This window comes from Stenotrophomonas sp. STEN083 (assembly GCF_056759195.1).
In genome coordinates, this window is record NZ_JBRRCU010000005.1 from 91274 (window position 1) to 117476 (window position 26203).

Annotated in this window: 20 protein-coding genes; 10 read left to right on the forward strand and 10 right to left on the reverse strand. The window is 63.7% G+C overall.

The features are described from left to right. Window positions 1–51 precede the first annotated feature (51 nt). Both ACVOK8_RS03080 and ACVOK8_RS03085 read right to left on the reverse strand, forming a co-directional pair. A complete protein-coding gene (locus tag ACVOK8_RS03080) occupies window positions 52–3180 on the reverse strand; it encodes a multidrug efflux RND transporter permease subunit (protein ID WP_481565527.1) in 3129 nt (1042 codons plus the stop codon). A 9-nt stretch (window positions 3181–3189) separates the two neighbouring features. Further along, on the reverse strand, window positions 3190–4287 hold the full coding sequence (locus ACVOK8_RS03085) for an efflux RND transporter periplasmic adaptor subunit (RefSeq protein WP_481565528.1): 1098 nt from the start codon (window positions 4285–4287) through the stop codon (window positions 3190–3192). A 176-nt stretch (window positions 4288–4463) separates the two neighbouring features. Here ACVOK8_RS03085 and ACVOK8_RS03090 point away from each other — a divergent pair, with 176 nt between their 5' ends. Both ACVOK8_RS03090 and ACVOK8_RS03095 read left to right on the forward strand, forming a co-directional pair. Further along, window positions 4464–5210, forward strand: coding sequence for a response regulator (locus ACVOK8_RS03090; RefSeq protein WP_481546533.1), 747 nt, complete (start codon window positions 4464–4466; stop codon window positions 5208–5210). Continuing rightward, window positions 5210–6280 (forward strand): ATP-binding protein, encoded by a 1071-nt coding sequence (locus tag ACVOK8_RS03095; RefSeq protein ID WP_481565529.1) that lies wholly within the window; start codon window positions 5210–5212, stop codon window positions 6278–6280. The genes ACVOK8_RS03090 and ACVOK8_RS03095 overlap by 1 nt, the downstream gene beginning before the upstream one ends. Before the next feature lie 37 nt (window positions 6281–6317). Here the strand turns inward: ACVOK8_RS03095 and ACVOK8_RS03100 are convergent, their stop codons facing one another. After that, window positions 6318–7706: an FAD-binding oxidoreductase gene (locus tag ACVOK8_RS03100; RefSeq protein ID WP_481565530.1), complete on the reverse strand. Its 1389-nt coding sequence runs from the start codon at window positions 7704–7706 to the stop codon at window positions 6318–6320. 203 nt (window positions 7707–7909) lie between these two features. Between ACVOK8_RS03100 and serA the strand changes: the two genes are divergently transcribed. Continuing rightward, window positions 7910–9151 carry a phosphoglycerate dehydrogenase gene (serA, locus tag ACVOK8_RS03105; RefSeq protein WP_481565531.1) on the forward strand — a complete coding sequence of 414 codons (1242 nt, stop codon included), beginning with the start codon at window positions 7910–7912 and terminating at the stop codon, window positions 9149–9151. 235 nt (window positions 9152–9386) lie between these two features. Here the strand turns inward: serA and ACVOK8_RS03110 are convergent, their stop codons facing one another. Further along, window positions 9387–9932, reverse strand: a complete 546-nt coding sequence (locus ACVOK8_RS03110) for an NUDIX hydrolase (protein WP_481565532.1) — start codon at window positions 9930–9932, stop codon at window positions 9387–9389. Window positions 9933–10120: 188 nt separating this feature from the next. On the opposite strand from ACVOK8_RS03110, the gene ACVOK8_RS03115 reads away from it, so the two are divergent. Together ACVOK8_RS03115 and ACVOK8_RS03120 are read left to right on the forward strand one after the other, a co-directional pair. Further along, on the forward strand, window positions 10121–11596 hold the full coding sequence (locus tag ACVOK8_RS03115; RefSeq protein ID WP_481565533.1) for an amino acid permease: 1476 nt from the start codon (window positions 10121–10123) through the stop codon (window positions 11594–11596). A gap of 78 nt (window positions 11597–11674) precedes the next feature. After that, complete coding sequence (locus ACVOK8_RS03120) at window positions 11675–13120, forward strand: amino acid permease (RefSeq protein WP_481534756.1); 1446 nt, start codon at window positions 11675–11677, stop codon at window positions 13118–13120. A gap of 102 nt (window positions 13121–13222) precedes the next feature. On the opposite strand, the gene ACVOK8_RS03125 is transcribed toward ACVOK8_RS03120, so the two are convergent. Beyond that, entirely contained in the window at window positions 13223–13615 is a 393-nt protein-coding gene (locus tag ACVOK8_RS03125; protein WP_481565534.1) for a hypothetical protein, read from the reverse strand. Between the two features lie 247 nt (window positions 13616–13862). Here ACVOK8_RS03125 and ACVOK8_RS03130 point away from each other — a divergent pair, with 247 nt between their 5' ends. The 4 genes from ACVOK8_RS03130 to ACVOK8_RS03145 all read left to right on the forward strand — a co-directional run bounded on the left by ACVOK8_RS03130 (window position 13863) and on the right by ACVOK8_RS03145 (window position 16627). After that, window positions 13863–14510 (forward strand): methylthioribulose 1-phosphate dehydratase, encoded by a 648-nt coding sequence (locus tag ACVOK8_RS03130; protein ID WP_282269952.1) that lies wholly within the window; start codon window positions 13863–13865, stop codon window positions 14508–14510. Between the two features lie 28 nt (window positions 14511–14538). Then, on the forward strand, window positions 14539–15093 hold the full coding sequence (locus ACVOK8_RS03135; protein WP_481565535.1) for a 1,2-dihydroxy-3-keto-5-methylthiopentene dioxygenase: 555 nt from the start codon (window positions 14539–14541) through the stop codon (window positions 15091–15093). A 132-nt stretch (window positions 15094–15225) separates the two neighbouring features. Continuing rightward, window positions 15226–15924: an acireductone synthase gene (gene mtnC / locus ACVOK8_RS03140; protein ID WP_481565536.1), complete on the forward strand. Its 699-nt coding sequence runs from the start codon at window positions 15226–15228 to the stop codon at window positions 15922–15924. Between the two features lie 193 nt (window positions 15925–16117). Continuing rightward, the gene (locus ACVOK8_RS03145; protein WP_481565537.1) at window positions 16118–16627 is read left to right on the forward strand and encodes an MgtC/SapB family protein; all 510 of its coding nucleotides are present in this window, start codon (window positions 16118–16120) and stop codon (window positions 16625–16627) included. Window positions 16628–16759: 132 nt separating this feature from the next. On the opposite strand, the gene ACVOK8_RS03150 is transcribed toward ACVOK8_RS03145, so the two are convergent. Then, on the reverse strand, window positions 16760–17917 hold the full coding sequence (locus tag ACVOK8_RS03150; protein WP_481565538.1) for a metallophosphoesterase: 1158 nt from the start codon (window positions 17915–17917) through the stop codon (window positions 16760–16762). 459 nt (window positions 17918–18376) lie between these two features. Continuing rightward, entirely contained in the window at window positions 18377–20194 is a 1818-nt protein-coding gene (locus ACVOK8_RS03155; protein ID WP_481565539.1) for a DUF885 domain-containing protein, read from the reverse strand. A gap of 218 nt (window positions 20195–20412) precedes the next feature. Here ACVOK8_RS03155 and ACVOK8_RS03160 point away from each other — a divergent pair, with 218 nt between their 5' ends. Further along, window positions 20413–21681 (forward strand): amino acid permease, encoded by a 1269-nt coding sequence (locus tag ACVOK8_RS03160; RefSeq protein ID WP_481565540.1) that lies wholly within the window; start codon window positions 20413–20415, stop codon window positions 21679–21681. A 138-nt stretch (window positions 21682–21819) separates the two neighbouring features. Here ACVOK8_RS03160 and ACVOK8_RS03165 read toward each other — a convergent pair whose 3' ends face one another. The 3 genes from ACVOK8_RS03165 to ACVOK8_RS03175 form a co-directional block, all read right to left on the reverse strand. Further along, window positions 21820–23457 carry a family 43 glycosylhydrolase gene (locus ACVOK8_RS03165; protein ID WP_481565541.1) on the reverse strand — a complete coding sequence of 546 codons (1638 nt, stop codon included), beginning with the start codon at window positions 23455–23457 and terminating at the stop codon, window positions 21820–21822. Between the two features lie 121 nt (window positions 23458–23578). Continuing rightward, a complete protein-coding gene (locus ACVOK8_RS03170; protein ID WP_481565542.1) occupies window positions 23579–25075 on the reverse strand; it encodes an efflux transporter outer membrane subunit in 1497 nt (498 codons plus the stop codon). Window positions 25076–25085: 10 nt separating this feature from the next. Next, window positions 25086–26201 carry an ABC transporter permease gene (locus ACVOK8_RS03175; RefSeq protein WP_481565543.1) on the reverse strand — a complete coding sequence of 372 codons (1116 nt, stop codon included), beginning with the start codon at window positions 26199–26201 and terminating at the stop codon, window positions 25086–25088. Window positions 26202–26203 lie beyond the last annotated feature (2 nt).

A 26203-nucleotide genomic window follows, 5' to 3' on the forward strand; every position in this document is an offset into this window, starting at 1 on the left:
CCGCCGCGGCAGGTTGGAACCTGCAACCGGCCTGTCCCCCAGATCCGTTCATCATCCCCCGCCAGCAGGATTCCTGCGCAAACCAGACAGACGCAGGCGCAACCAGCGCCAACTGCCATCCACTACCACATAGAACACCGGCACGAAGAACACCGCCAGCACCGTTGCCGTCACCATCCCGCCAAACACGCCGGTGCCAATGGCCTGCTGGGTTTCCCGCGACGCCCCCTGCGCCAGCATCAACGGCACCACACCCAGAGCGAATGCCATCGATGTCATCAGGATCGGCCGCAGACGCAGCCGCGCGGCCCGCAGCGCGGCCTGCGCCGCAGTCATCCCCTGCTGCTGCAACTGCCGTGCATATTCCACGATCAGGATCGCATTCTTTGCCGACAGGCCGATCACCGTGATCATGCCTACCTTGAAGAAAACATCATTGGGCATGCCCCGCAGCAATACCGCCGCCACTGCGCCCAGCAGGCCGAGCGGCACCACCAGCATCACCGCCATCGGTATCGACCAACTCTCGTACAGGGCGGCCAGCACCAGAAACACCACCAGCATCGATATCAGCAGCAGCCAGGGGGCCTGTGACCCGGACGTCTTCTCCTGCAGCGACTGGCTGGTCCATTGCAGCGCGAAACCCGGCGGCAACTGCGCCGCAAGCCGCTCCATCTCGGCCATGGTCTGACCGGTGGAGACGCCTTCGGCTGGCGCACCAGAGACATTCAATGCGGGGAAACCAAGGTAGCGCTGCAGCTGCAACGGCGACTCCTCCCACTGCGGGCTGACCAGTTCGGCAAGTGCGACCATGCCGCCCTGCGCATTGCGCACGTACAGACGCAGCACGTCCTCGACCTCCATCCGGAACGGCGCATCCGCCTGCAGGATCACCTGTTGCAGGCGCCCCGCGTTGGGAAAGTCATTGACGTATTGCGAGCCCATCGCCACCGACAATGTACTGCTGATGTCGGCAAAGCCGACGCCCATCGCCTCGGCCTTGGCGCGATCTATCTGCAGCCGCACGCTGCTGCCGGAGGGCAGGCCATCGGCGTGCACCTCGCCCAGCAACGGGCTGGCCTGCGCCAACGCCAACAATTGCTTCTGCGCGGCGCGCAGCTGCAGCTGGGTCTGGCCGCTACGGGCCTGCAGCGCCAAACTGAAGCCGGAGGAGTTACCGAGGCTGTCAATGGCCGGCGGCATCACGCTGATCACCTCGCCCTCGCTGCTGGCCGCCATCGCCTCCAGGGTAGCCGCCACCTCACCGGCAGCGGTCGCCCCACCGCGCTCCCCCCAATCCTTGAGCATGGTGTACGCCATGGCGGCACTGGGACCCGAACCGGCAAAGCTATAACCAGTGATGACCTGATTGGTGGCGATGCCCGGTCGCGACGCGATATGCGCCTCATAGTCCTGGACCACGGCCAGCGTGCGCTCGGCGGTCGCCTCGGCAGGCAGCTGGATCGAGGTAATGAAGTAGCCCTGGTCCTCCTCGGGCAGGAAGGCGCCCGGCAGCCATTGCAGGCCAAGCAACAACACCAGCAGCAAGCCAGCGAACACCCCCATGACCCGTCCAGCGCGACGCAGCACCGCGGCCACACTGCGGTGATAACGCCCACTCATGCGCGCGAACCCGCGATTGAATGCTGCAAACACACTCCCGCGCGGCCGCTCGTGCGCGACCGGCCGTAGCAGGGTTGCGCACAGGGCCGGGGTCAGGCTCAGCGCCAGCACCGCCGAGATCAGGATCGCCACCGCCATCGACACAGTGAACTGCCGATAGATCGCACCCACCGAGCCACTGGCGAAGGCCATCGGAATGAACACTGCGGTCAGCACCAGGGTGATGCCGACCACGGCGCTGGTCAGCTCGCGCATGGCCTTGATCGTGGCCTCGCGGGGTGCCAGCCCCTGCTCGGCCATGATCCGTTCAACGCCTTCGACCACCACGATGGCATCGTCGACAATGATGCCAATGGCCAGCACCATGCCGAACATGGTCAGCACATTGATCGAGAAGCCCAGCGCCAGCATCACCGCGAAGGTACCCAGCAGCGCGATCGGCGCGACCAGCGCCGGCACCAGGGTGTAACGCCAGTCCTGCAGGAACAGGAACATCACCGCGAACACCAGCAACATCGCCTCCAGCAGGGTCTGCAACACCTTCTGGATGGAGATCTTCACGAACGGCGCGGTATCGAACGGAATGCTGGCTTCCACGCCAGCCGGCAGCAGGGACCGCAGCTCGGCCATGCGCGCACGCACCGCCGAAGACGTGCTCACCGCATTTGCGCCAGGACGCAGCTGGATACCTGCGGCGGTTGCCACCTGGCCGTCCTCGCGGGTACCCCATGCGTAGCTCTGCGCGCCGATCTCCACCCGCGCCACGTCACCCAGCAGCACCCGTGAGCCATCAGCACCAGCACGCAGCACTATCGCCGCGAACTGCGCCGGGGTCGTCAGCTGGCCATCGGCGACCAAGGGCACGGTGATGCGCTGCCCGGTCACGCTGGGCGAGTCACCGATGCGGCCCGGGGCGATGTTCTGGTTCTGCTGCTCGATGGCGGCGACCACATCGCCGACGGTGAGCTCATAACCGGCCAAAGTGGATGGGTCCAGCCAGATCCGCATGGCCTGCTCCGCGCCAAACAACTGCACCCGGCCAACACCGTCGATACGGCGCAGCTCCTCGATGATGTTGCGCGCCATGAAATCGCCCAACTGTGCTTCGTCCACGCTGCCATCGGGAGACTTCAACCCGACCAGCATCAGGAAACCGGAGCCAGCCGCCTCCACGAACACGCCGTTCTGGCGCACGCTGGCAGGCAGCCGCGGCTCGATCGCCTTGATCCGGTTCTGTACGTCGACCTGCGCCAACTCCGGATTGGTGCCCGGAGCGAATGTGGCGGTGATGGAGGCCTCGCCGGAGGTATCCACCGACGATTGGAAGTACAGCAGGTGTTTGACGCTGGACAGCTCACGCTCGATCAAGCCGACAACCGAGTCATCCAGGGTCTGCGGGCTGGCGCCGGGGTAGCTGGCATAGATGCTGACGCTGGTTGGCGCCACCGCCGGGTAGCGCTCCACCGCAAGCTGCGGGATTGCCAGTGCGCCGGCCAGCACGATGAAGATCGCCAGCACCCAGGCGAACACCGGGCGATCAATGAAGAAACGAGCCATGTCTTACCTTCAGTGGTTGCTGGATGCGATAGCGGCCTTGCCCTGCACGAACACCGGTTGCCATGGCGAGGTCTCAACCAGGCGCCCTTCCTGCAGACGCTCCTGCCCTTCCACCACCACCCGCTCACCGACCTTCAGGCCGCTGCGCACGATCCAATGCCGGTCCACGCTGCCGTCGATTTCGATGGTGCGGATGACGGCCTTGCCGTCACCGCCGATTACCCAGGCGTAAGCCTGGCCACCGGCACTGCGCAGCACCGCCTGTTGCGGCAACAGCGGCAGCTGGCTGGCCGCGCCCCGCGGCACCCGCGCACGCACGAACATGCCCGGCAGCAACTCGCGGCGAGGATTGTCGACCAGCACCCGCAACACCACATCGCCAGTACGCGCGTCGACATTGATACCCGAGAACAACAGCTGCCCGGGCTCCTCGTGCAGTTGGCCATTGGCACCGATGATCGCCACCGACAGCGCACTGCCATCGACCACACCCTTGCGCATTTCTGGCAACTGCGAGGCCGGCTGGCGTACATCGACATAGACCTGGTCGATCTGCTGCACCAGCGCCATCGGCTCGCTGTCGGCCGCGTTCACCAACGCGCCTTCCGTCACCATTGCCTGATCGATACGCCCGTCAATGGGCGCACTGACCGTGGCATAGCGCAGATCCAGCTGACGCCGCGCCAGGATCGCTTTGGCCTCGGCCACCGCCGCCCGCGCCTGCTCATATTCGAACGTCGCATCATCGCGATTCTGTTGGCTCACCGCCTGCGCGGCGGCCAGCGCCTGCAGGCGCTGCGCTTGCACCCTGCTGCGCGCCAGCGCCGCCTCGCTGCGCTGCAATGCCGCCAACGCGGAATCGACATCGGCACGGAATGCCGCCGGATCGATCTGGAACAACGCCTGCCCGGCAGCAACTTCGGCACCCTGCTCGAACAGGCGCTTGCGTACGATGCCGCCTACCTGCGCGCGGATCTGCGCGGTGCGCAGCGCAGACACCCGCCCCTGCAGCTCGTCATCGCGCTGCACGCGTTGCGCGGTGACAGTCACCACGCTGACCTTGGGTACCGCTTGCGGAGGTGCTTCAGGGGAGGAGCAGGCCGTCATGGCCATAACCAGAGCCGCACACACGGCCGTCGTAATCCGTCGAATGGTCATCGCTACACGTGGTACTGGAAAGCCTGCAGGAACGCAGGCGCGCAGTGTGCGGGCCGATGATGGGGTTTCGATGGAGGGAATGTGGAGATAGCATGGAGGCCAGAACCTTTCGGCCCCACCCGGCAATGACTGCACATCTACCCGCCGCCGCGATGGCGCAATGGGACCGCTCCCATGATGCACTTGTCCTGATCGTCGAGGACGAAACCGAGATCGCCGACATCATCGCTGCCTATCTGGAGCGGGAGAAGCTGCGTGTCGTGCGCGCCAGCGACGGCCGCGCAGCACTGGAGCTGCACCGCAGCGCCCGTCCCGATCTGGTGCTGCTGGATGTCCAGTTGCCCGGCATCGATGGCTGGGGCGTGCTTTCGCAGCTGCGCCAGAGCAGCGATACGCCGATCATCATGCTGACCGCACTGGATCAGGATCTGGACAAGCTCACCGCATTGCGGATGGGTGCAGACGACTACGTGGTCAAACCATTCAACCCGGCAGAAGTCGCCGCGCGGGTACGTGCGGTGCTGCGCCGCACCCTGCGTGCAGCGCCGCGACAGGCCGCCGCTTCGTTGCGCGCAGGACCATTGCTGATCGATCCGCAAACCCACTGCGTGCACGTCGAGGGCGAAGGCTATAGCCACGAACTGTTGCTCACCCTCACCGAGTTCAAGTTGCTGCACTGCATGGCACTGGCACCTACCCGCATCTTCAGCCGCAGCGAGCTCATGCACCAATGCCTGCCCGAGAGCGAGGCACTGGAACGGACCGTCGACAGCCATGTCAGCAAGCTGCGGCGCAAGCTCGATGACGTAGGCGTGGCCAACATGCCGGCCAGTGTGCGCGGTGTCGGCTATCGTCTGGCGGCGGATCGCTGATGCGCCGCCTTGGTCTCAATCGACACATCACCGTGTCGATGTCGCTGATGGTGGTCAGTGTCATCGTGATCACGATCCTGTCCTCCTGCATGCTGTGGGCGGTTCTGGTGGAATTTTTTCCAGCCAGCGCAGTGGAACAACCAGAAGGCTGGCTGCCGACGGGTCCTGAGCTGGCCTGGATGGCGAGTGTCACCGTGGTCGGTTTGGCCTTGGCATTGGCCACATCGATCCGCCTCACCCGTCGCATCGTGTCCCCGCTCAACACCTTGATGGAATCGGTGCGCGCGCTCGCCGATGGCGACCTGGGCGTGCGTGCCAGCGCCAGCGACGATGCGCTGGATGAGGTTGCCCTGCTGGTCGAGGACTTCAACACCATGGCAGCACGCCTGCAGCACATGGACCGCGAACGCACCCTGTGGCACGCGGCGATCGCACATGAGCTGCGCACGCCGCTGACCATCCTGCGTGGTCGCCTGCAGGGCTTGGCGGATGGCGTGTTCCAGCCGGACGAAGCGCAGTTCCGCAGCCTGCTGTCGCAGGTGGAAGGGCTGTCGCGACTGATCGAAGACCTGCGCGTGTTGGGGCTGGCTGGCAACGGCAGGCTTGATGTACGGCGTGCGCCAACCGACGTGGTGCAGGAAGTGCACTCGGTGATGACCATGGTCGATCCCGCATTCCGCAGCGCCGGTTCGGTGCTGGAGCTGGAAACCCACCGCGACGAACACCTGGCGTACTGCGACCCGACCCGACTGCGTCAGGCCCTGCTCGCCCTGTTGGAGAACGCGCGCCGCTATGCCAGCCCGGGACGGGTGCGGATTTCAATCAAGGACGGCAAGGATCACGTGCAGCTGGCCATCGAGGACAACGGCCCGGGTATCGAGGCCAACCTGCAGCCACATGTCTTCGATCCGTTCATGCGCGGCGATGGCTCGCGCTCGCGCCAAGGTGGCGGCAGCGGACTCGGCCTGGCCGTCGTCAAGGCGATTGCCGATGCGCACGGCGGCCAGGTTTCCTGCAGCAGCGGCGCCTATGGCGGCAGCCGCTTCGTGCTGGAACTGCCACGCGAGTAGCTGCTCCCTGCGGGAGCTCACGCGGCCAGCTGCGCGATTACAGATCGAACAGCTTGCCCGGGTTCAACAACCAGTTCGGATCGAACGCGCGCTTGACCCCGCGCATCAAGGCGACTTCGGCCTCGCTACGGGTACTGGACAGATAGGCCTTCTTGACCAGGCCGATGCCGTGTTCGGCCGAGATGCTGCCATCAAACCGCAGCAGCACCTGCGCCAGCAATTTGGTCACATGCTCGCACTGGCTGAGGAACTCAGCGTCGCTGGTGTTATCGGGTTTGAGCACATTGATATGCAGGTTGCCGTCGCCGATATGGCCAAACCACACAACTTCAAAGTGTGGGTAGGCACCATTGATCAGCGCCTGGGTTTCAGCCAGGAACGCCGGCATCGCCGAGATCCGCACCGACACATCGTTCTTGTACGGCTTGTAGCGCGCCACCGACTCGGTGATGCCTTCGCGCAGACGCCACAGCTGCTGCGCCTGTGCGTCGCTGGTACTGATCACGCCATCCAGCACCCAACCCTGCTCCATGCAGTGCTCGAATGCTGCCAACGCGGCCGCTTCACCGGCTTCATCGGCCGAGGCGTATTCGGTCACCACGTAATACGGGTGAATCTCCTCGAACGGATACTGCGCGCCGTGTGCGGTGACGTGCTTGACCGCCAGGTCTGTGAAGAACTCGAAGGCCTCCAGCTGCAGGCGCTCGCGGAAGGCAGAGAACACCTGCATCAACACTTCGAACGAGGGCAGCGCCAACACCATCACATTGGTGGTCGGCGGCGGATCGGTCAGCTTCAAGGTCGCTTCGACCACGATGCCGAGCGTGCCTTCCGAGCCGATCATCAACTGGCGGAAGTCGTAGCCGCTGGAATTCTTGATCAAGCCCTTGTTGAGCTCCAGCAGCTCACCGTTGCCGGCAACTACCTTGAGCCCGGCGATCCACTCGCGGGTATTGCCGTAGCGGATCACGCGGATGCCGCCCGCATTGGTGGCGATGTTGCCGCCAATCGAACAGGAGCCGCGCGCGGCGAAATCCACCGGATAGATCAGCCCATGTTCCTTGGCAGTGTTGTGCACCGCTTCCAGCGGCATGCCGGCCTGGACCACCAAGGTACGGTCCACCGCGTCGAAGCCCAGCGGCTTGTTCATGCGTTCCAGGCTCAGTACCAACTCGCCGGCGGCGGCAACTGCGCCGCCGGACAGACCGGTACGGCCGCCCGATGGCACTACAGCGACATTATGCTGGTTGGCCCAGCGCACCACCGCCTGCACTTCTTCGACGTTGCCCGGCAAGGCGACGGCCAACGGGGCCGGCGTCCAGCGCCGGGTCCAGTCACGCCCGTAATGCTCCAGATCGCCCGGCTCGGTCTTCAGACGCAGGTCGGGGCAGGACTGCAACAGGGATTCCAGGCGCGGATCGGTCATGGCGGTGTTTCGGCGACGTGAAAGCCGTCAAGCGTGACACCGGCATGCCGTCGCGTCCAGTCTCAACCCCGGCAATTGACGCCAGCCCTGGATTTCAGATGAAACCTTTTGCCATCAAGGCTTTGCGGCATTGCGCAGCGCACAAAAGCGGACGCAGTTCTGGCATAGTTGACGGCCCACCCCTCTATGCCGCCGTTCACGACATGTCGCCCAAGAAGACCTCGTTTCCGAAGCAGGACATCCGCGTTTTGTTGCTTGAGGGGGTCAGCCAGACCGCCGTGGACGTCTTCAAGGCGGCCGGTTACTCGCAGATCGAGCTGTACAGCAAGTCGCTGCCCGAAGAGGAATTGAAGGCACGCATAGCCGAAGCCCACATCGTCGGCATCCGCTCACGCACCCATCTCAGCGCCGAGGTGCTGGCCGAAGCCAAGCGCCTGATCGCGGTCGGCTGCTTCTGCATCGGCACCAACCAGGTTGACCTGGAAGCGGCCGAGCTGGCCGGCATTCCGGTGTTCAACGCGCCCTACTCCAACACCCGCTCGGTTGCCGAGCTGGTGATTGCCGAGGCGATCATGCTGACCCGCGGCATTCCGCAGAAAAACGCCGAATGCCACCGCGGCGGCTGGTCGAAGTCGGCCGCGGGCAGCCACGAAGTGCGCGGCAAGACGCTGGGCATCATCGGCTACGGCCATATCGGCACCCAGGTTGGCGTCCTGGCCGAGGCGCTGGGCATGCACGTGATCTTCCACGACATCGAAACCAAGCTGTCGCTGGGCAATGCGCACCCGGCCATCAGCCTGGATGACCTGCTGGCGCGCTCGGATGTGGTCACCCTGCACGTGCCTGAGAACGGCTCCACGCAATGGATGATCGGTGCCGAGCAACTGGGCAAGATGAAGAAGGGCGCACACCTGATCAATGCAGCGCGCGGCACCGTGGTTGATATCGACGCGCTGGACGCGGCATTGGCCTCGGGCCACCTGGGCGGCGCTGCCGTGGACGTGTTCCCGGTCGAGCCCAAGGGCAATGGCGACCTGTTCGAGTCGCCATTGACCGCGCATGACAACGTGATCCTGACCCCGCACGTCGGCGGCTCCACGCTGGAAGCGCAGGAGAACATCGGCGTGGAAGTGGCGGCCAAGCTGGTGCGTTACAGCGACAACGGCTCGACCCTGTCCGCCGTCAACTTCCCGGAAGTGACTCTACCGGAGCACGAACAGAGCCTGCGGTTGTTGCATATCCACCGCAATGTTCCGGGCGTGCTGTCCAAGATCAACGAGATCTTCTCGCGCCACAACCTCAACATCGACGGCCAGTTCCTGCGCACCGACCCCAAGGTCGGATACGTGGTGATCGACATCACCGCCAGCGAAGAACAGGCCGCTGCGATCCGCGAAGAGCTGGCCACGATCCAGGGCACGCTGCGTACCCGCATTCTGTATTGATAGAGCCGCCCTCACCCCAACCCCTCTCCCGCTGCACGCGGGAGAGGGGCTAGTTGTCCGTGCGCCGCAGCACCATGTAGTGCCGAGCCATGCTCGGCAGGGGCCTTGCCAGTCAGGTCTGGTGATGTTGTAGGAGCGGCGTAAGCCGCGAAGCTGACAGACATTCAGATTGCAGACATTGCCAGCAATCAGGCATTGCCTGCTTCGCGGCTGACGCCGCTCCCACATGCCGCTTCTATCTCTGCAGCCAGCGGATCGCCATCCGCCGCATGGATTCATCTTCGTCGCTGGCGATCTCGGCTACCGGCCGCCACACCAGCTCCAGCGACTCTTCGCTCACCACGAACGCCTCATTGCTACCGGCAACGACCACATAGCGCACGTCGTAGTGCCAATGACCGGGAACATCCTTGCGCTCAGGAATCCAATGCCGATCCAGATCAAAAATCTCAGCCGACGCCAGGGTCAAGCCAAGCAGACCCGATTCCTCCTCGGCCTCGCGCAGCGCTACCGCGGCCAGATCGTGGTCACCATCGGCATGCCCGCCCAACTGTAACCAGCGTTGCAGCTTGCGGTGATGGGTGAGCAGCGCGCGCTGGCCATCGGCGCTGACCAGCCAGGCGCTTCCGGTGAAATGGCCGGCCAGCCGCTCGCGGGTGAATGGGTCCACCGCGCCTTCATCAAGCAGGTTCAGGAACTCCCGCGCCAACTCCTCATGCTCCCCGTGACGTCGGGAATAGTCCTCAAATGCCTGTCGCAACTGCTGATCCTGTCCAAGCATGACTGTAAGCACATCCCATCTTTTCAATTCGACGGTCATTATCGCTGTCGATGTTGCAGTTGCGCTTGTCGAGTTTCGCTAGCTTTGGCAAGGTAGAGCAGTTGCCGACCGTTCAGCTTGCGTCGCCATACAACCGGCCCCGTCGCCTCCGTGCGTTCGGGCCAATACACAGCTCGGGAATTTGCGGAATGCTTAAAGCACTGTTGAGGGTCAAGCCGGTCGAACCGGCCGCACATGTCGATGCCGGTGAGCCGGTCGAAGGCAGCCTGCAAGGCGAAGCCACACTCAAGCGCACCCTCACAGCCAAGCATCTGATCCTGCTGGGCATAGGTGCGGTGATCGGCGCGGGTATCTTCGTGCTGACCGGCCAGGCTGCGGCCAACCACGCCGGGCCGGCAGTGATGCTGTCCTTCGTCCTCGCCGGCATTGCCTGCGCGCTGGCCGGCCTGTGTTACGCCGAGTTCGCGGCAATGATGCCGGTCTCCGGCAGCGCCTACTCCTATTCCTACGCCACTCTGGGCGAAGGCATGGCCTGGTTCATCGGCTGGTGCCTGGTATTGGAATACCTGTTCGCCTCGGCCTCGGTAGCGGTCGGTTGGTCGGCCTACCTGATCAGCTTCATCACCACCACGCTGCACATGCCCTTCCCCGACGCCTTGTCGGCGGCGCCGCTGGCCTGGACCGGTAGCGAGTTCGTCAACTCCGGCAAACTGTTCAACCTGCCTGCGGTGTTGATCGTGGCAGCCATCACCGGCCTGCTCTATGTCGGCGTGACCCAGTCCACCCTGGTCAATGCCATCATCGTGGCGATCAAGGTCATCGTGATCTGCCTGTTCGTCGGCTTCGGCATCCAGTACATCGACCCGGCAAACTGGCAGCCGTTCATCCCCGAAAACACCGGCACCTTCGGTGAATTCGGCTGGAGTGGCGTATTCCGTGCCGCCACCATCGTGTTCTTCGCCTACATCGGCTTCGATGCGGTCTCCACCGCTGCCGGCGAAACCAAGGACCCGCAGAAGAACATGCCGATCGGCCTGCTCGGCTCGCTGGCCATCTGCACCCTGGTCTACATCGTCGTCTGCGCCGTGCTGACCGGCATGCTGCCGTACAACCTGCTGGGCACCGACAAGCCGGTGGCCACTGCGCTGGAAGCCTACCCGACCCTGTCCTGGCTGAAGACCGCAGTCGAGATCGGCGCCATCGCAGGCCTGTCCTCGGTGGTGCTGGTGATGATGATGGGTCAGTCGCGCATCGCTTACACCATCTCCCGCGATGGCCTGCTGCCGAAGATGTTCGGCAAGGTCCATCCGCGCTTCCGCACCCCGTACGTCAGCACCGTGGTTGTCGGCGTGCTGGCTGCCCTGCTGGCCGGTCTGGTGCCGTTGAATGTGCTGGGCGAGCTGGTGTCGATGGGCACCCTGCTGGCCTTCGCCACGGTCTGTATCGGCGTGCTGGTGCTGCGCCGTACCAAGCCCGACATCGTGCGCCCATTCAAGGTGCCGGCCGCATGGTTGATCTGCCCGCTGGGCGCACTGGCCTGTCTGGCCTTGTTCATGCAGGCCTTCGTGGTGCATTGGCACCTGTTCGTTGGCTGGACGCTGCTCGGCCTGTGCATCTATTTCGGCTACGGCATCCGCAACAGCAAGCTGAACAAGCAAGCCTGATCCACACCCTGACCGGCGCCCAGCGCGCCGGTTCTCTTTTGCGCGCCCGCCGCGCACCGATGAGCGAAGACCCGAAACATGTTCAAGCAACTCTGGGCCACCAAACATCCGCACGCCGCACATGAGGAAGCCAATGGCCTGAGCCTGCGCCGCACCCTCGGCCCCTGGGGGCTGACCGCACTGGGCATCGGCGCGGTGATCGGCGGCGGCATCTTCGTCATCACCGGCCAGGCCGCGGCCAACCACGCCGGCCCGGCCATCATGCTGTCCTTCGTGCTTGCAGCCATCTGTTGCGCCTTCTGCGCCCTGGCCTATGCCGAGTTCGCCTCGATGGTGCCGGTCTCCGGCAGCGCCTACACCTATACCTACGCCACCTTCGGCGAGCTGTCGGCCTGGTTCATCGGCTGGATGCTGGTACTGGAATACGGCGTCTCGGCCTCGGCGGTGGCGGTCAGCTGGACCGGCTACTTCCTCAGCTTCCTCAACCATTTCGACATCCACCTGCCTGCAGCATTGGTCAGTGCGCCATTGGATGCCCAGCTCAAGCCCACCGGCGCCATCGCCAACATCCCGGCGGCGATCCTGGTGCTGTTGCTGACCTGGCTGTGCTACGTCGGCATCAGCAAGTCCTCGGCGATGAACATGGCCATGGTGGTGCTCAAGACCGGCCTGATCATCCTGGTGATCGTCGCCGGCTGGAAGTACGTGGACACCAGCAACTGGACGCCGTTCATTCCGGCCAACGAAGGCCCCGGCAAGTACGGCTTTGAAGGCGTGCTGCGTGGCGCTGCGATGGTGTTCTTCGCCTATATCGGCTTTGAAGCGGTGTCGGTGGCGGCGCAGGAATCGCACCGCCCACAGCGCGACCTGCCAATCGGCATGTTGTTGTCGCTGGTGATCTGCACCGTGCTGTACATCGCAATGGCTGCAGTGATGACCGGCCTGGTGCCGTACCAGCTGCTGGGCACGGCCGAGCCAGTGGTCACCGCCGTTGCTGCGCATCCGCAGCTGGATTGGCTGCGCATCATCGTCGAAGTCGGCGCACTGATCGGCTTGGCCTCGGTGGTGCTGGTGATGGTGATCGGCCAGCCGCGCATCTTCATGATCATGGGCCGCGACGGCCTGCTGCCGCCGGTATTCACCAAGATCCACCCCAAGTACCGCACCCCGCACATCAATACCGTGATCACCGGTATCGGCATCGCCCTGCTGGCGGCATTGTTCCCGCTGGACATCCTCGGTGAACTGACCTCAATGGGCACGCTGATTGCCTTTGCCGCGGTCTGCGCCGGCGTGCTGGTCCTGCGCCGCACCCAGCCAGACCTGCCGCGTCCATTCCGCATTCCGATGGCCTGGCTGATCTGCAGCCTCGGCGTGCTCAGCTGCATCGCCCTGTTGACCGCGATGACCCTGCACAACTGGATGCTGATGGGTGTGTGGACCGCCACCGGCTTCATCATCTATTTCCTGTACGGCGTGCGTCACAGCAAATTGAACGCAGCCAACAAGGCCGGCAAGAACTGATACTCAACCATGCCCCGGGTCAACGCCCGGGGCATGCCGCCGCCTGCGTTTGCAGGCGGACGGCCGGTTATCCCGGTTACCGCATGGCGTGTTGCAACATCCTTAGTGCTTCCAGAACCAGTCAGATTTCAGGCGCCAGCCCTGTCTGCTCATACAGGCCGTGTACTCCTGGTCCCGGTCGTACTCGTTTACGTCCAGCACATAGGTCTCGATTTCCGAGTGTTCGACATAATTAATCTTGCGCTTCTCGTCATCGCACTTTTCGCCGGCGCCGCGGCAAGGCTCCTCGCGCTGCACATAGACCGTGCGGTAAGCGACTTCGTTCTTGATTGGGAACTGTATCCTTCCCTTGCTACGACACTGCGACGATGCCTCATCGAAAGGCGGTGCGCCTTCGTAGGGATACCACATGCTGGTGCAGCCACTTAGCAAAGACGCAGCAAAAGCTGCCATGGCGACTGCGGCGAACCGTCTTGATGATGCGTTTCCTTCCATGTCACCCCCTAGTCAAATCATCAACTCGATTCTGTTGCAGTCACTTTTTGCTTGTCCATCCCACGACGCATGACCTTTCCCTGAAAGGGCCGTTTGTCTCGATTCAAATGCTGAACCATGACTGTCCGAAATAAACCTATAGCGAACTGGCCTTATCCCGAGAGGGAATATGGCTCCAGTAGTTCCGACGGAACGCCAACGGCCGACAAACTCCCCGGCACCGGCAAGGACACGTAAAATGGCGATCATGAACGCGCCTACCGTCCCCTACGACGCCCAGCGACTGAGCGAACTGGCCCAGCTGCTGATCGACAACATCCGCGAGCTGGCCCACGCCGGCTGGACACCTGCCACCAGCAGCAACTTTTCGCACCGGCTGGACGACCAGCATGCGGCCATCACCGTGTCCGGCAAGGACAAGGGCCGGCTGATCGAAAGCGACATCATGGTGGTGGACTTCGACGGCAAGGCCGTCGGCCGGCCGCTGCGCCCTTCGGCGGAGACCCTGCTGCACACCCAGCTCTATGCCCGCTTCCCGGAAGTCGGCTGCGTGCTGCACACCCATTCGCCGGTGCAGACCATCGCCTCGCGCCTGTACGGCAGCGACGGTCATATCCGCCTGGAGGGTTATGAGCTGCTCAAGGCCCTGCACGGCAACTCCACCCACGAGACCGCCGTCGACCTGAAGGTGTTCCCCAACACCCAGGACATGGATGTGCTGGCCGCCCAGGTCGAGGCCGAACTCGACAAGGGGCCGATGTGGGGCTATCTGATCGATGGCCACGGCCTGTATGCCTGGGGCCGCGACATGGCCGAAGCCCGTCGCCACCTGGAGGCCTTCGAGTTCCTGCTGCACTGCGAGCTGGAACTGCGCCGCCTGCGCGGCCACGCCTGACCCTTCTTCCTACTACGTCGAGTCCCCCATGAGCCGACTGCGCATTTTCAACGAAACCGCCCCGGACGCGCCGCTGTTCGACAGCCGCGACGGTGAGGTCATCGCCGCCGAACTGAACAAGATCGGCGTTACTTTCGAACGCTGGCAGGCCAAGCACCCGGTCACCCCGGGCGCCAGCCAGGAAGAAGTGTTCGCCGCCTACCGCGAGGACATTGATCGCCTGGTCGCCGAGCACGGCTTCAAGAGCGTGGACGTGGCCTCGATCGCCCCGGACAACCCGGCCCGCGCCGAGATCCGCAAGAAGTTCCTCGACGAGCATTACCACAAGGAAGACGAAGTACGTTTCTTCGTCGCCGGCTCGGGCCTGTTCACCCTGCACGTGGGTGACAAGGTCTATGAAGTGGAGTGCGTCAAAGACGATCTGATCGCCGTCCCCGACAGCGTCAAGCATTGGTTCGACATGGGTGAAGAGCCCAGCTTCGCCGCCATCCGCTTCTTCACCGAGCCGGACGGCTGGGTTGGCCACTTCACCGGCACCGACATCGCCCAGCGCTTCCCCCGCTACGAGCCCAGCGCGGCCTGAACCGGCGCTGCTTTATAAGCCCCTCTCCCGTTCACGGAAGAGGGGTTGGGGTGAGGGCAGCTCCTGGCTCCTGCACTCCAACCTCGCCCAAAACGCGCGCTTCTTTGAAAGCACTGCGCAGGACTTCAAAGTATGACCATCAAAGCCATCCTCACCGACATCGAGGGCACCACCTCCAGCATCTCCTTCGTCAAGGAAGTGCTGTTCCCGTATGCCCGCAACGCCCTGCCCGGCTTCGTGCAGGCACACGGCAACGAACCGCAGGTCCGCCAGTGGCTGGACGCGGTGGCCACCGAAATTTCCGCCAGCGCCTGTCAGGACGAGGTCATCGTCGAAACCCTGCAAGGCTGGATAGACCAGGACCGCAAGCACACCGCGCTGAAAGCACTGCAAGGCATGCTCTGGGACGTGGGCTACCGCAACGGCGACTACACCGCCCACCTGTACCCTGAAGTTGCCGATGTACTGCGTGGCTGGCACGCCAGCGGCCTGCCGCTGTACGTGTATTCCTCCGGCTCGGTGCCGGCACAGAAGCTGTTCTTCGGCTTCAGCGATGCCGGTGACTTGAACGGCCTGTTCTCTGGCAACTTCGATACCGAGGTAGGCGGCAAGCGTGAAGCACCCAGCTACGCGCATATCGCCAAAGCCATCAACATCGATCCGGCTGAAATCCTGTTCCTCTCCGACGTCGTCGAAGAGCTGGATGCCGCGCGCGAGGCCGGGCTGCAGACGGTGCTGGTTGACCGCCTCAGCGATTACCCGCAGCCTCGCAGCGGTGAAGCCACCCACGGCCACACCCGGGTAGAACGCTTCGACCAGATCGCGCTTTGATCGTTTGAGCGATGGACACAAAGACGGCCCCACAAGGGGCCGTCTTTGTATGCGGCGCCAGCCGGGAGGACCCGATCCAAGCAGCGCCGATTTCACGCCAGCAGCACATCGGCATCACCACTGGTAAAGGAAACCCTGCTCAGGATCAGCTTTCAACCTCCAGCCCTGCCACCGCAGCCAAGGACGCCCGAGCATGAGCATCACCGAAGAGATCAGTCAGGCGCTGGCCGCCGAGTTCGCCATTCCCGATGTCGGCACACTGACCGTCATCGTCTCGCGGCTGGCCACGGCCATCGTGTTGGGCGGACTGCTTGGTTTGGAGCGCGAGCGCAAAGGACGCGCTGCCGGCTTGAAGACCCATATCCTGGTCTCGGTGGGTTCGGCATTGTTCGTACTTGCGCCGCTGCAGATGGGCATTTCTGGCGCCGATGTCACCCGGGTGATGCAGGGCATCGTCTCCGGCATCGGCTTCCTCGGCGCTGGCGCCATCCTCAAGCTCGACAACGAAGAGCGTATCCAGGGCCTGACCACGGCGGCCGGCATCTGGATGACGGCCGCCATCGGCATGGCTGCTGGCATGGGCATGGAGATGGTGGCCTTCATCACCACGATTGCTGCATTGGCTGTCGTGAGCACGCTACCAAAGCTTATGCCTGACAAGCGCAAGAATATTGACGGCAGCGAGGCTGACCTCGATACCTGACCAAGCTGGCATCGAACCCTGCTTTTTGTAGGTGCGGCGTCAGCCGCGAAGCAGGCACATCATTAAATGACCAAGATGCCAAAAGACTGAGCACCGCCAGCTTCGCGGCTCACGCCGCTCCTACAAATCCGACTACTCGGCGGGGCTGCGCAGCACCAACACGTCGATGCTGGAAGGCACGCCAAGACGTGCGGTGAAGCCGTCCCATTGGCCCACGCCGCTGCTGACGAACAAGGCCATCTCACGTACGCGGTACTCGCCGCGTACAAACCCGTGGTTGAAGGGAGCTACCACCCAACGATCGAATCCCAGCATGTGCCCGCCATGGGTATGCCCGGAAATCTGCAGGTCGATCGCGCCGGTCGCGGCGGCCGCGCGCGCCTGCTTGGGCTGGTGTGCCAGCAATATATGGACTTCGCCGCCCCTGCCACCATCCACGACCGCCTGCATGTCTGGCGCCAGACCACCATGCATGTACGAGCTCGGCTTCAGCGCCGCGAGGTCGCCAATGCCCGAGACTGTCAGCCTGCGGCCGTTGATGTTCAGCAGGGCGGTCTGGTTCTCCAGCACGCCCAGCCCCATCTGCCGGAAATGCGCCATCCAAGCGGCGTAGTCGTAGTAGTACTCATGATTGCCCGGAGCCAGCCAAACCCCGTAAGGCGCCTTGAGCTGCGCCAGTGGAGCGGCGAAACGACCGCTGTCCTCCAGACCACCATCGGCCATGTCGCCGGGCAACACGATCATGTCGGGTTTGACCGCCTGGGTTGCGTCGACGATGCCCTGGGTGCGCCAAGTGCGTTTGACCGGGCTGATATGCAGGTCGGCCAATACCGCCACACGCAGGCCATCCATTTCCTTGGGCAAGTGCGGCACGACCAGGTCGCGCTCATGCACTCGTGGCGGCTTGAGGCCGTTGTAGATGGCAAGCGTGGCCAGCAACACGATCACCAGCGCCGCGCCCTGATTGAAACCAACGCCGTGCCACAGCGTTGCGATGCGTGATGCGCGCGGCAGCGGGCGTGACAGCAGCCAACCGGCTTCGCGCAGCAGCACGAACACCAACACCAGCATGAACATCACCAGCACCCAACCGAATACCAGCTGGATCCAGGCTTCGACCGTGTAACTGAAGATGTCCAGCCGCCACAAGGTGGCGAAGCTCAAGCCGATCAGGGCCAGAGCCACAGTCGCGCCAATGCGCCAACGGCGCTGGCGTTTGGATAAGGGATTGACCGGCCACCAGAACAGGATGGCCAGCAACGGCAGCAGCAGCGATACGATAAAAGTCATCAGCGGTACGCGATAGGTAAACGACGAACGCCGGCGACAAGACCGCCAGCGGGCGCAAAAAGATTGCCGTGCACTGTGGCACAGCAACATGCTGGACCGGGCATCTAAAGCTGGAACACTACGTAGCCCAACTGTATAGCCGAGCCATGCTCGGCTGGGGCAATACCGGCTATCCGGTGTAGCCCGCAATCATCTGATTGCGGGCCATTCTGCCGTTTCATTGTTGCCAGCTTCGCGGCTGACGCCGCTCCTACAAGCATGCCTTTGTAGAGCAGAGCCGAGCCATGCTCGGCTGAGGCTCTACCGGGAAAGCCCATGCCGAGCATGGTTGGGGAGGGGTTGGCTTTTTGCGGTAATGCCCCTTGCCGAGCATGGCTCGGCACTACATTGGGGCTGATGGATTGCTGGTAAAGCCCTTGCCGAGCATGGCTCGGCACTACCTGTAAGCGGCTGCGCCGCTTACTTGGACTTCTCGGCAATCCAGGCGTTGACCTTTTCGTCGAGAACGTCGAGCGGCACCGAGCCGTCCTTCAGCACTTCGGCGTGGAACTCGCGGATGTCGAACTTGGCGCCCAGCTTGTCCTGCGCGCGCTTGCGCAGTTCCTGGATCTTCAGCTCGCCGGTCTTGTAAGCCAGTGCCTGACCCGGCCATGCGATGTAACGCTCGGCTTCGGCAACAGCATCCGGCTCGCTCACCGATGAGTTGGCAAACATGTAATCCAGCACCTGCTGGCGGGTCCAGCCCTTGGAATGCAGGCCGGTATCCACCACCAGACGCACCGCACGCCACAGCTCGCCCTGCAGGCGACCGAAGTAGCTGTACGGATCGGTGTAGACACCCAGGTCCTTGCCCAGGCTTTCGGCATACAGGCCCCAGCCTTCGATGAAGGCGGTTTCGCCACCGAAGCGCCGGAACGCCGGCACACCCTTCAGTTCCTGCTGCAACGCCAGCTGGAAGTGATGGCCCGGGATGGCTTCATGCAGGAACAGGTCTTCGGCGTCCCAGGTCTTGCGCGTCGGCAAGTCGTAGGTGTTGACGTAGAAGATGCCCGGACGGCTGCCGTCTTCGCTGGGCTGCATGTACTCGCCGCCGGCAGCCGACTTGGCGCGGAACGCCTCGATCGGGCGGATTTCGAAACCGGCCTTCGGCGTCAGCGAGAACAGCTTGGGTACGTTGGCATTGATCTTGGCTTCCAGCCCACGGTAATGCTCAAGCAGTTCCGGCTCGGACTTGAACTCGAACTGCTTGTCCTTCTGCATGAAGGTGAAGAATTCCTGCAGCGAGCCCTTGAAGCCCACTTCGGTCATCACGGTCTGGATTTCAGCGTGGATGCGCGCCACTTCAGCCAGCCCGATCTCGTGGATCTGCTCCGGGGTCTGTGCCGTGGTGGTGCTTTGCTTGGCATTGAAGGCGTACCAAGCCTTGCCGTCCGGCAACGAGTCCAGACCAACCGTGTCGCGGGTAGCCGGCAGGTATTCGTTGGCGATGAAATCACGCTGCTGCTTGATAGCCGGCATCAGCTTGTCGTTGATCACGCTGCGGAAGGCTTCGGTCAGGCGATCCTTGTCGGCCTGCGAGAAATCGGCCGGCAGCAGTTTGATCGGACCCCAGAACTGGCTGTCCTCGGCCTTGGCAGTGATGATCTCATCGAACTGCGGCACGACCTTTTCCATCAGCACGCGCGGCTGCACCACACCAGCCTTCATGCCTTCGCGCATGTTGGCGTTTTCGGTCTCCAACAGCACCGGCATGCGCGCGGCACGTGCCAGCCAGTTGTCGTAATCCTTGACCGTCTTGAACGGCTGCGCCACCTGGCCCGAGCCCAGCATCACCGCATAGCTGACGGTGGAGCCCATCTGGTTGACCGGCATCATCCAGCTCGGGAATTTCTCCCCTTCCAGCGACTGCTTCTGCTCTTCGACGAAGATGCGGTAGCTGAGCAGGTCCTGCCCGGACAGGCCGGCGTCGCCGATCTTCTCGGCCTTGCCCAGCCATTCCTGGGTGAAGTCATGGCTCTGCTTGCGGAACTCGGCCGAACCGAAGTCCGGCAGCAGGTCGTTGTAGCGGTTGTCGCCCTGGAAGGTGGCCTGCAGCGGGTTCAGCTTGAGCACGCCTTCCCAATAGTCGGCGTACAACTGGTTCAGCTGCGCGGCCTTGTCGGCCTGCGGCGCCTGCGCGCTGCTCTCGCCAGCGGCTGGCTGCGATGACGGCGAACAGGCGGCCAGCACGGTGGCCAGGGAAAACGAGACGGCTAGCGCCAACGGTCGAACGGTCATCGGGGATTTCCAGCGCAGGGAACAAGGCCGCCAGCGTCAGCGCTACTGTGCCCTGCTGGAAGGGCCAAAGGTCATTACCGCCAGGTTTCACATCGCGGTCCAGCCTGCAAACCGTCATAATCCGTCCCCTGCTGCGGCCGCCACCGGCGGCCGCCAACCTTGTTCACGCTCTCCCGGGCCTTCCGTACCCGGCGCGAGCCTTTGCCGTTGCTGTATTTATGACTACTTCGCGTCGCCCGCTGGGCTTCTGGTCCGCTACCGCCCTGGTCGTGGGCAGCATGATCGGCTCGGGCACCTTCCTGTTGCCAGCCACCCTCGCCCCCTATGGCGCGGCCACCCTGATCGGCTGGGGCATCACCTTGTGCGGTGCGTTGCTGCTGGCGGTGACGTTTGCCCAGCTCGCCAAACGCTGGCCGCAGACTGGCGGTCCCTACGTGTTCGCCCGCAATGCCTTTGGCGAGCTGCCCGGCTTTCTGGTTGCCTGGAGCTACTGGATCTCAATGTGGTGTGCGATTGCCGCGATTGCAGTGGCATTCGCCGGCAGCATCGGCGCCATCTTCCCGGCCCTGACCGCGACCCCGGTGCGCGCTGCGGCCTGCGGCCTGATCGCGCTGTGGCTGTGTGCAGGCGTCAACCTGATCGGTGTGCGCGAAGCAGGACGCCTGCAACTGGCAACCACCGTACTCAAGGTCGTACCGCTGCTGATGTTCGGCTTGGTCGCACTGTGGCTGGTGGATACCAGCCACTACGTACCCTTCAATCCGTCCGGCCAATCGCTGGGCAGCGTGGCTGCCGCCACCGTGGCGTTGACCCTGTGGGCGATGATCGGCCTGGAGGCCGCCACGGTCCCGGCCGAGTCGGTCGATGACGCACCACGCACGGTCGCCCGTGCCACCGTCGCCGGCACCGCCATCGCAGGTATCGCCACGGTTTTGGCCTGCACCACGGTACTGGGCCTGCTGCCGGCCGATGTGCTGGCCAGTTCCAGCGCACCGATGGCCGATGCCGCCGCCGCATTGTGGGGCCCGACCGCCGGCATGTTGCTGGCGGTGGTGATGGCCATCTCCTGCGTCGGCGCACTGAACGGTTGGACCCTGCTGGCGGCACAGCTGCCGATGGCAGCCGCTCGCGACGGCGTGCTGCCGCGCGCCTTCGCCTATGAGAACAAGCGCGGTGCGCCGGTGTTCGGTGTCATCGTCAGCTGCCTGCTGGCCACGGTACTGGTGATCTGCAACTACAACCGCTCGCTGGTGGACCTGTTCAAATTCTCGGTGCTGCTGTCCACCGCCGCCACCCTGCTGCCCTACCTCGCTGGCGCCGCCGCATGGCTGTGGCGAGGCAGCGGCCTTGCCTCGCGCATCGCCGCTGCTGGCGCATTGATCTTCAGCCTGTACGCGATTGCCGGCATCGGCAGTGAGGCCCTGTTGTGGGGTGGAGCGTTGATCGCCTCCGGCCTGCCGATCTATTTCTGGTTGCGCCGACGCTGACTGTGGGAGCGGCGTAAGCCGCGAAGCCCGCACATCATCAGGTGACAAAGCTGGCGAGGATTGCGCAACGCCAGCTTCGCTGCTTACGCCGCTCCCACAAGAATCTGATGCCAGGACCGGCATCGGGTTCCTGATCGATCAAGTTCGGCCCACGGATCTCTCACCCAGCGCCCGATAACGGAAATCACTGATCGCCACTTCACCGCTTCCTGCGGCATAGATGCCGACCTTCAGGCTGAGAAAGCCACCGAACACATTGTGGTGCAGGCCGGATACCTCCATGCGGGTCGGGTGCAACTGCCAGCTGCGGCCACCGTCATGCGAGTAATGGAAGGTCACCACGTTGTTGCTGTTGTTCAAACGCACCCTTACTGGGCCAGCGGCGCGTGGCGCACGTGCCCACACCAGCTCTTCTGCGTATTGGAAGTTCTTGATGGTGTTGCCATCGAATCCGACGCCGATGAAGGCCTTGTTGTTGTAGAACAGCAGCAGGCCAGCTTCCGCACCCGCGTCGGGTGACAGAGTGACTTCGACCTCATAGGAACGGTCAGGCACCACGCAGGTCAGTGGCGAGCTGTCGATGGGTGAAACACCGCTGGCTTTCAGTCGCAGCGCGCCTTTGTCATGGCGTGCGCGCTGGCGCTCGTCCGGCCCCGGATTGTGGAACGCCCACTGGGTGCCAAAACGAACACCCGAGAAGTCGTCCGACAGTGCAAATCCCGCCGCGCTGGCCTTGCCACCTGCCGGCTTGCGCAGCGGTCGCGACAGATCCCCGCCCAGCGCCCGGAACCAGCCGTCATCGGTCCACTCGATGGGCTCAAGCAGTGTCTGTCGCCCCAGCGTCCGGAAGCCATTCTCGTAGGCGTGATAGACCATCCACCAATCGCCAGCCGGGCCTTCTACCAACGTTGCATGGCCGCGTGACCACCATGGCTCCGCTTCTGATTGGGTACGCACCAACGGGTTCTGCGGGCAGTGCTCCCATGGTCCATGGATGGAGCGCGAACGTGCGGCGATCACCATGTGCCCAGTCACCGGGCCGGCGGTGCCGCCCACGGCAGTGATCAGATAGAACCAATCACCATGACGCAGCAGCTTCGGGCCTTCGGGCGCGAAATTCTCGGTTACCCAGTCATCCGGATAGCGCCACGGACTATAGGCCGCTTCCAAGGCGCCATCGGTGGCCAAGCCGTCATCGCTCAAGCGCACCCGGCGGATGCCGTTGACGAACAGGTAGCGCTTGCCATCCTCGCCGACAATATGGCCGGGATCTATGCAACCGTCGATTTTCAGGTCAACCGGCTCGCTCCAGGGGCCGGCGATGTCGTCGGCCCAGATAACGAAGATCGACCAGCCATCACCGGTCGGGTTGGCCGGCAGGTAAATGAAGTAGCGATCGCCGTGCTTGCACAGGTCCACTGCCCAGATATCACCGAGTGTCCTGTGCAGCGCCGGCCCGATTGGCGCCCAGTTGACCAGGTCGGTGGAATGCCAGATGACCAGGCCCGGATAGGAATAGAACGACGAGAAGGTCATGTAGTAATCGTCACCATCCTTGAGGATGGTCGGGTCCGGATGATCCCCGGCGACGATGGGATTGAGATAGGTGCCGTCCCCGAGGTCAGCGATGCGCTGGCCTTCCGGCCCCTGACCCCAACGCGGCGTTGTGCTCGCACAGGCCCCCGCGGCGGCGGGCTCCGCCAGCAGTGACAGTGGCGCCACCACGGCGCCGGCAGCGATGGCTTTGAACAGATCCCTGCGGGAAGTATCGGGCATGCAACTCACTCTGGGTCAGTGGAAGGCCGTCGCGACAGCTTGGCGGCCGGAGCTGTACGAGTGTAGCCGCAGATCGGCGCAGCCCAGCCAGCCCAAGCCCGCCCTGGTGCAACACTTTCAATCAGTCGCTCGGTGGCGGTGCATTGCCAACGGCCTTGTTGACCGCGACGAACTGGCTACGCAGCAGGGCTTCGCTATCAACCAGGTCGCGCCGCGTCTGCAGATAACCTCTGCGTGCATCAAGCACCGCCAGGAAGTCGATCAGGCCGGCATCGTGTCGTGCCTGGGCGATCTTGTAAGCATCCAATGTGGCCTGTTCGCGCATACGCAGCTGCGTGCGCTGCTGCTGGGCGGCGCTGTAGCCGTTCAAGGCATTGTCGATTTCCTGCCAGGCCTGCAGCACGGTCTTCTGGTAGCCCACGGCGGCTTCTTGTTGTTCCAGCTCACGCAACTGCACCACACTCTTGCGCCGGCCGTGATCGAACAGCGGCAGGTTCAGCACTGGGCCGATCGACCAGGTGCGGCTGCCCCAGTCCGAGAACTCACCGGACAGGTACGACTCGTAACCGAACTTGGCACCGAGGCGGATGCTGGGATACAGATCAGCCTGGGCAACGCCGATGCTGGCCGTCGCCTGCTGCAGGCGTGCCTGCGCGGCGCGGATATCCGGGCGTCGCTGCGCCACTTCCGATGGCAGGCCCAGCGACAGATCCGGCAGCGCGTCGCTGACAGCAGCCGCAGGCGTTGCGAGCAGGGTTCGCAGAGCGCCGGGGCGCTCGCCGAGCAATAGCGCGAGTTGATTGCTGCTGCTGGCTTCCTCGGCCAGCAAACCCGGCAATCGCGCGCGTACAGCCGCCAGATCGGCCTGTTGACGGTCCAGATCCAGATGATCCTGCAGGCCGCCATCCACCCGTGCCTGCAGCAGCGACAAGCGCTCTTCCAATGCAGCGATGTCCTCGCGAGCCAGTTCGATATGGCGCTGTGCGGCGCGCAACTGCACGTAGCTGCGTGCCACTTCGCTAATGACGCTCAGCCTGGCCAGATCCAACAGGGCCGCCTGTTGTGCCACACCGGCATCGGCCGCCTCGATCGAGCGCCGCACCCTGCCCCACAGATCCAGTTCCCAGGACGCATCGAAACCGGCCTGATACAGATTGAACGGTTCCGCCAGCAGCTGCTTCAGCGCGTCACTGTCATTGCTGAGAATATCGAGCATGCGCGTACCTGCGCCGTTCTCGCTTTGGCGCTGGCGATTCACGCCCGCCGAAGCACTCACATCCACGCCGCGCTGCGCGGCAACTTTGCGCCGCTGCGCTCGCGCCTGGGCGAAGTGCAGAGCAGCTGTGCGCAGGTCCGGGCTCGTCTGCAAGGCGCGCCGTTGCAGTTCATCCAATGTCGGGTCGGAAAGCTGCGTCCACCACTCCGGCTGCAGCGCCTGCGTGCCGACGTCGGCATTTAGTGACGCGTCACCGCCACGCCATTGTGTCCAGTCCGTGGGCGCCGCTGCGTCCGGGCGCACGAAGTCCGGCCCGACCGCGCAACCGCCCAGCATCAGGCCGACAGCAAGCGGCGACAGCAGCAACGACGCGTTCAACAGTGAGCGTAAGTGCGGGAACATGGATCGCGTCCTAGGTAAGCCGGTTACGGAACAGCCACGCTGCCAACGGCAAGGTGATCGCCGCCACCGCCAACATGGGGATGAAGTTGAAGCCCACTTCCTGCAGGCCGGCACCTTCCAGATAGACCCGGCGCACCAGATCGATGCCAAAACGTAGCGGATTGGCGTAAGTCGCCACCTGCAGCACCTTGGGCATGTTGGCCACCGGCGTCATCAAGCCCGACAGCAGCATCAATGGCATGATCAACAGGAAGGTGTAGAGCATCGCCTGCTGCATGTTGGCTGCCACCGCCGAGATCGACAGACCTATGCCCACCGACGCCAGGGTAAACACCGCCAACGCCAGATACAGCACCCCCACCGAGCCGGCCATCGGAATCTGGAACCAGAAGCGGATGATCAGCAGGATGATGGTGGACTGCACCAGGCCCACCAGGATCGACGGCAAGGCTTTGCCAATCAGGATCTGCATCGGCGTCAGCGGCGTAACCAGCAACTGATCGAAGGTGCCCTGCTCACGTTCACGTGCCACCGACAGCGCCGCGATCAGCAAAGTCTGCAACATGCTCAGAGCGGCGATCAACGCTGGCATCAACTGCCAACGCGATTCGAGATTGGGGTTGTACCAGCTGCGCGTGACCAGCTGCACCGCTTGGCCACCGGCAGCGCGCGCCCGATTGAAGTCGGCGACGATGGAGCCGATGTAACCGGCAGCAGCACCGGCGGTGGTCGAGTTGCGACCGTCCATGATCAACTGCAGCGGCGCGCCCTGCCCTGACGCGAGCCTTTGCTCAAAATCAGCCGGGATGCTGATCACCAGCAGCGCTTCATTGGCGTCGATCAAGCCTGCAATCTGCCTCGACGAATCCAGCGTGGCCACACGCTCGAACATGCCCGCGCCGTCCACCCGCGACAGCAGCTCGCTCGACGCCTGTCCGCCACTGAGGTCGAGCACCGCGTACGGCACGTGGCGCAGGTCGAAGGTCGCGCCGTAACCAAACAACAACGCCTGCATCAGCGCCGGCATGAACAGCATGGCGCGGCTGGAGGGTTCCTTCAGCAGGGTGATCAGCTCCTTCCTGCACAGGAAGGCAATGCGCCGGAAATAGATGGCAATGGCTTCCATGC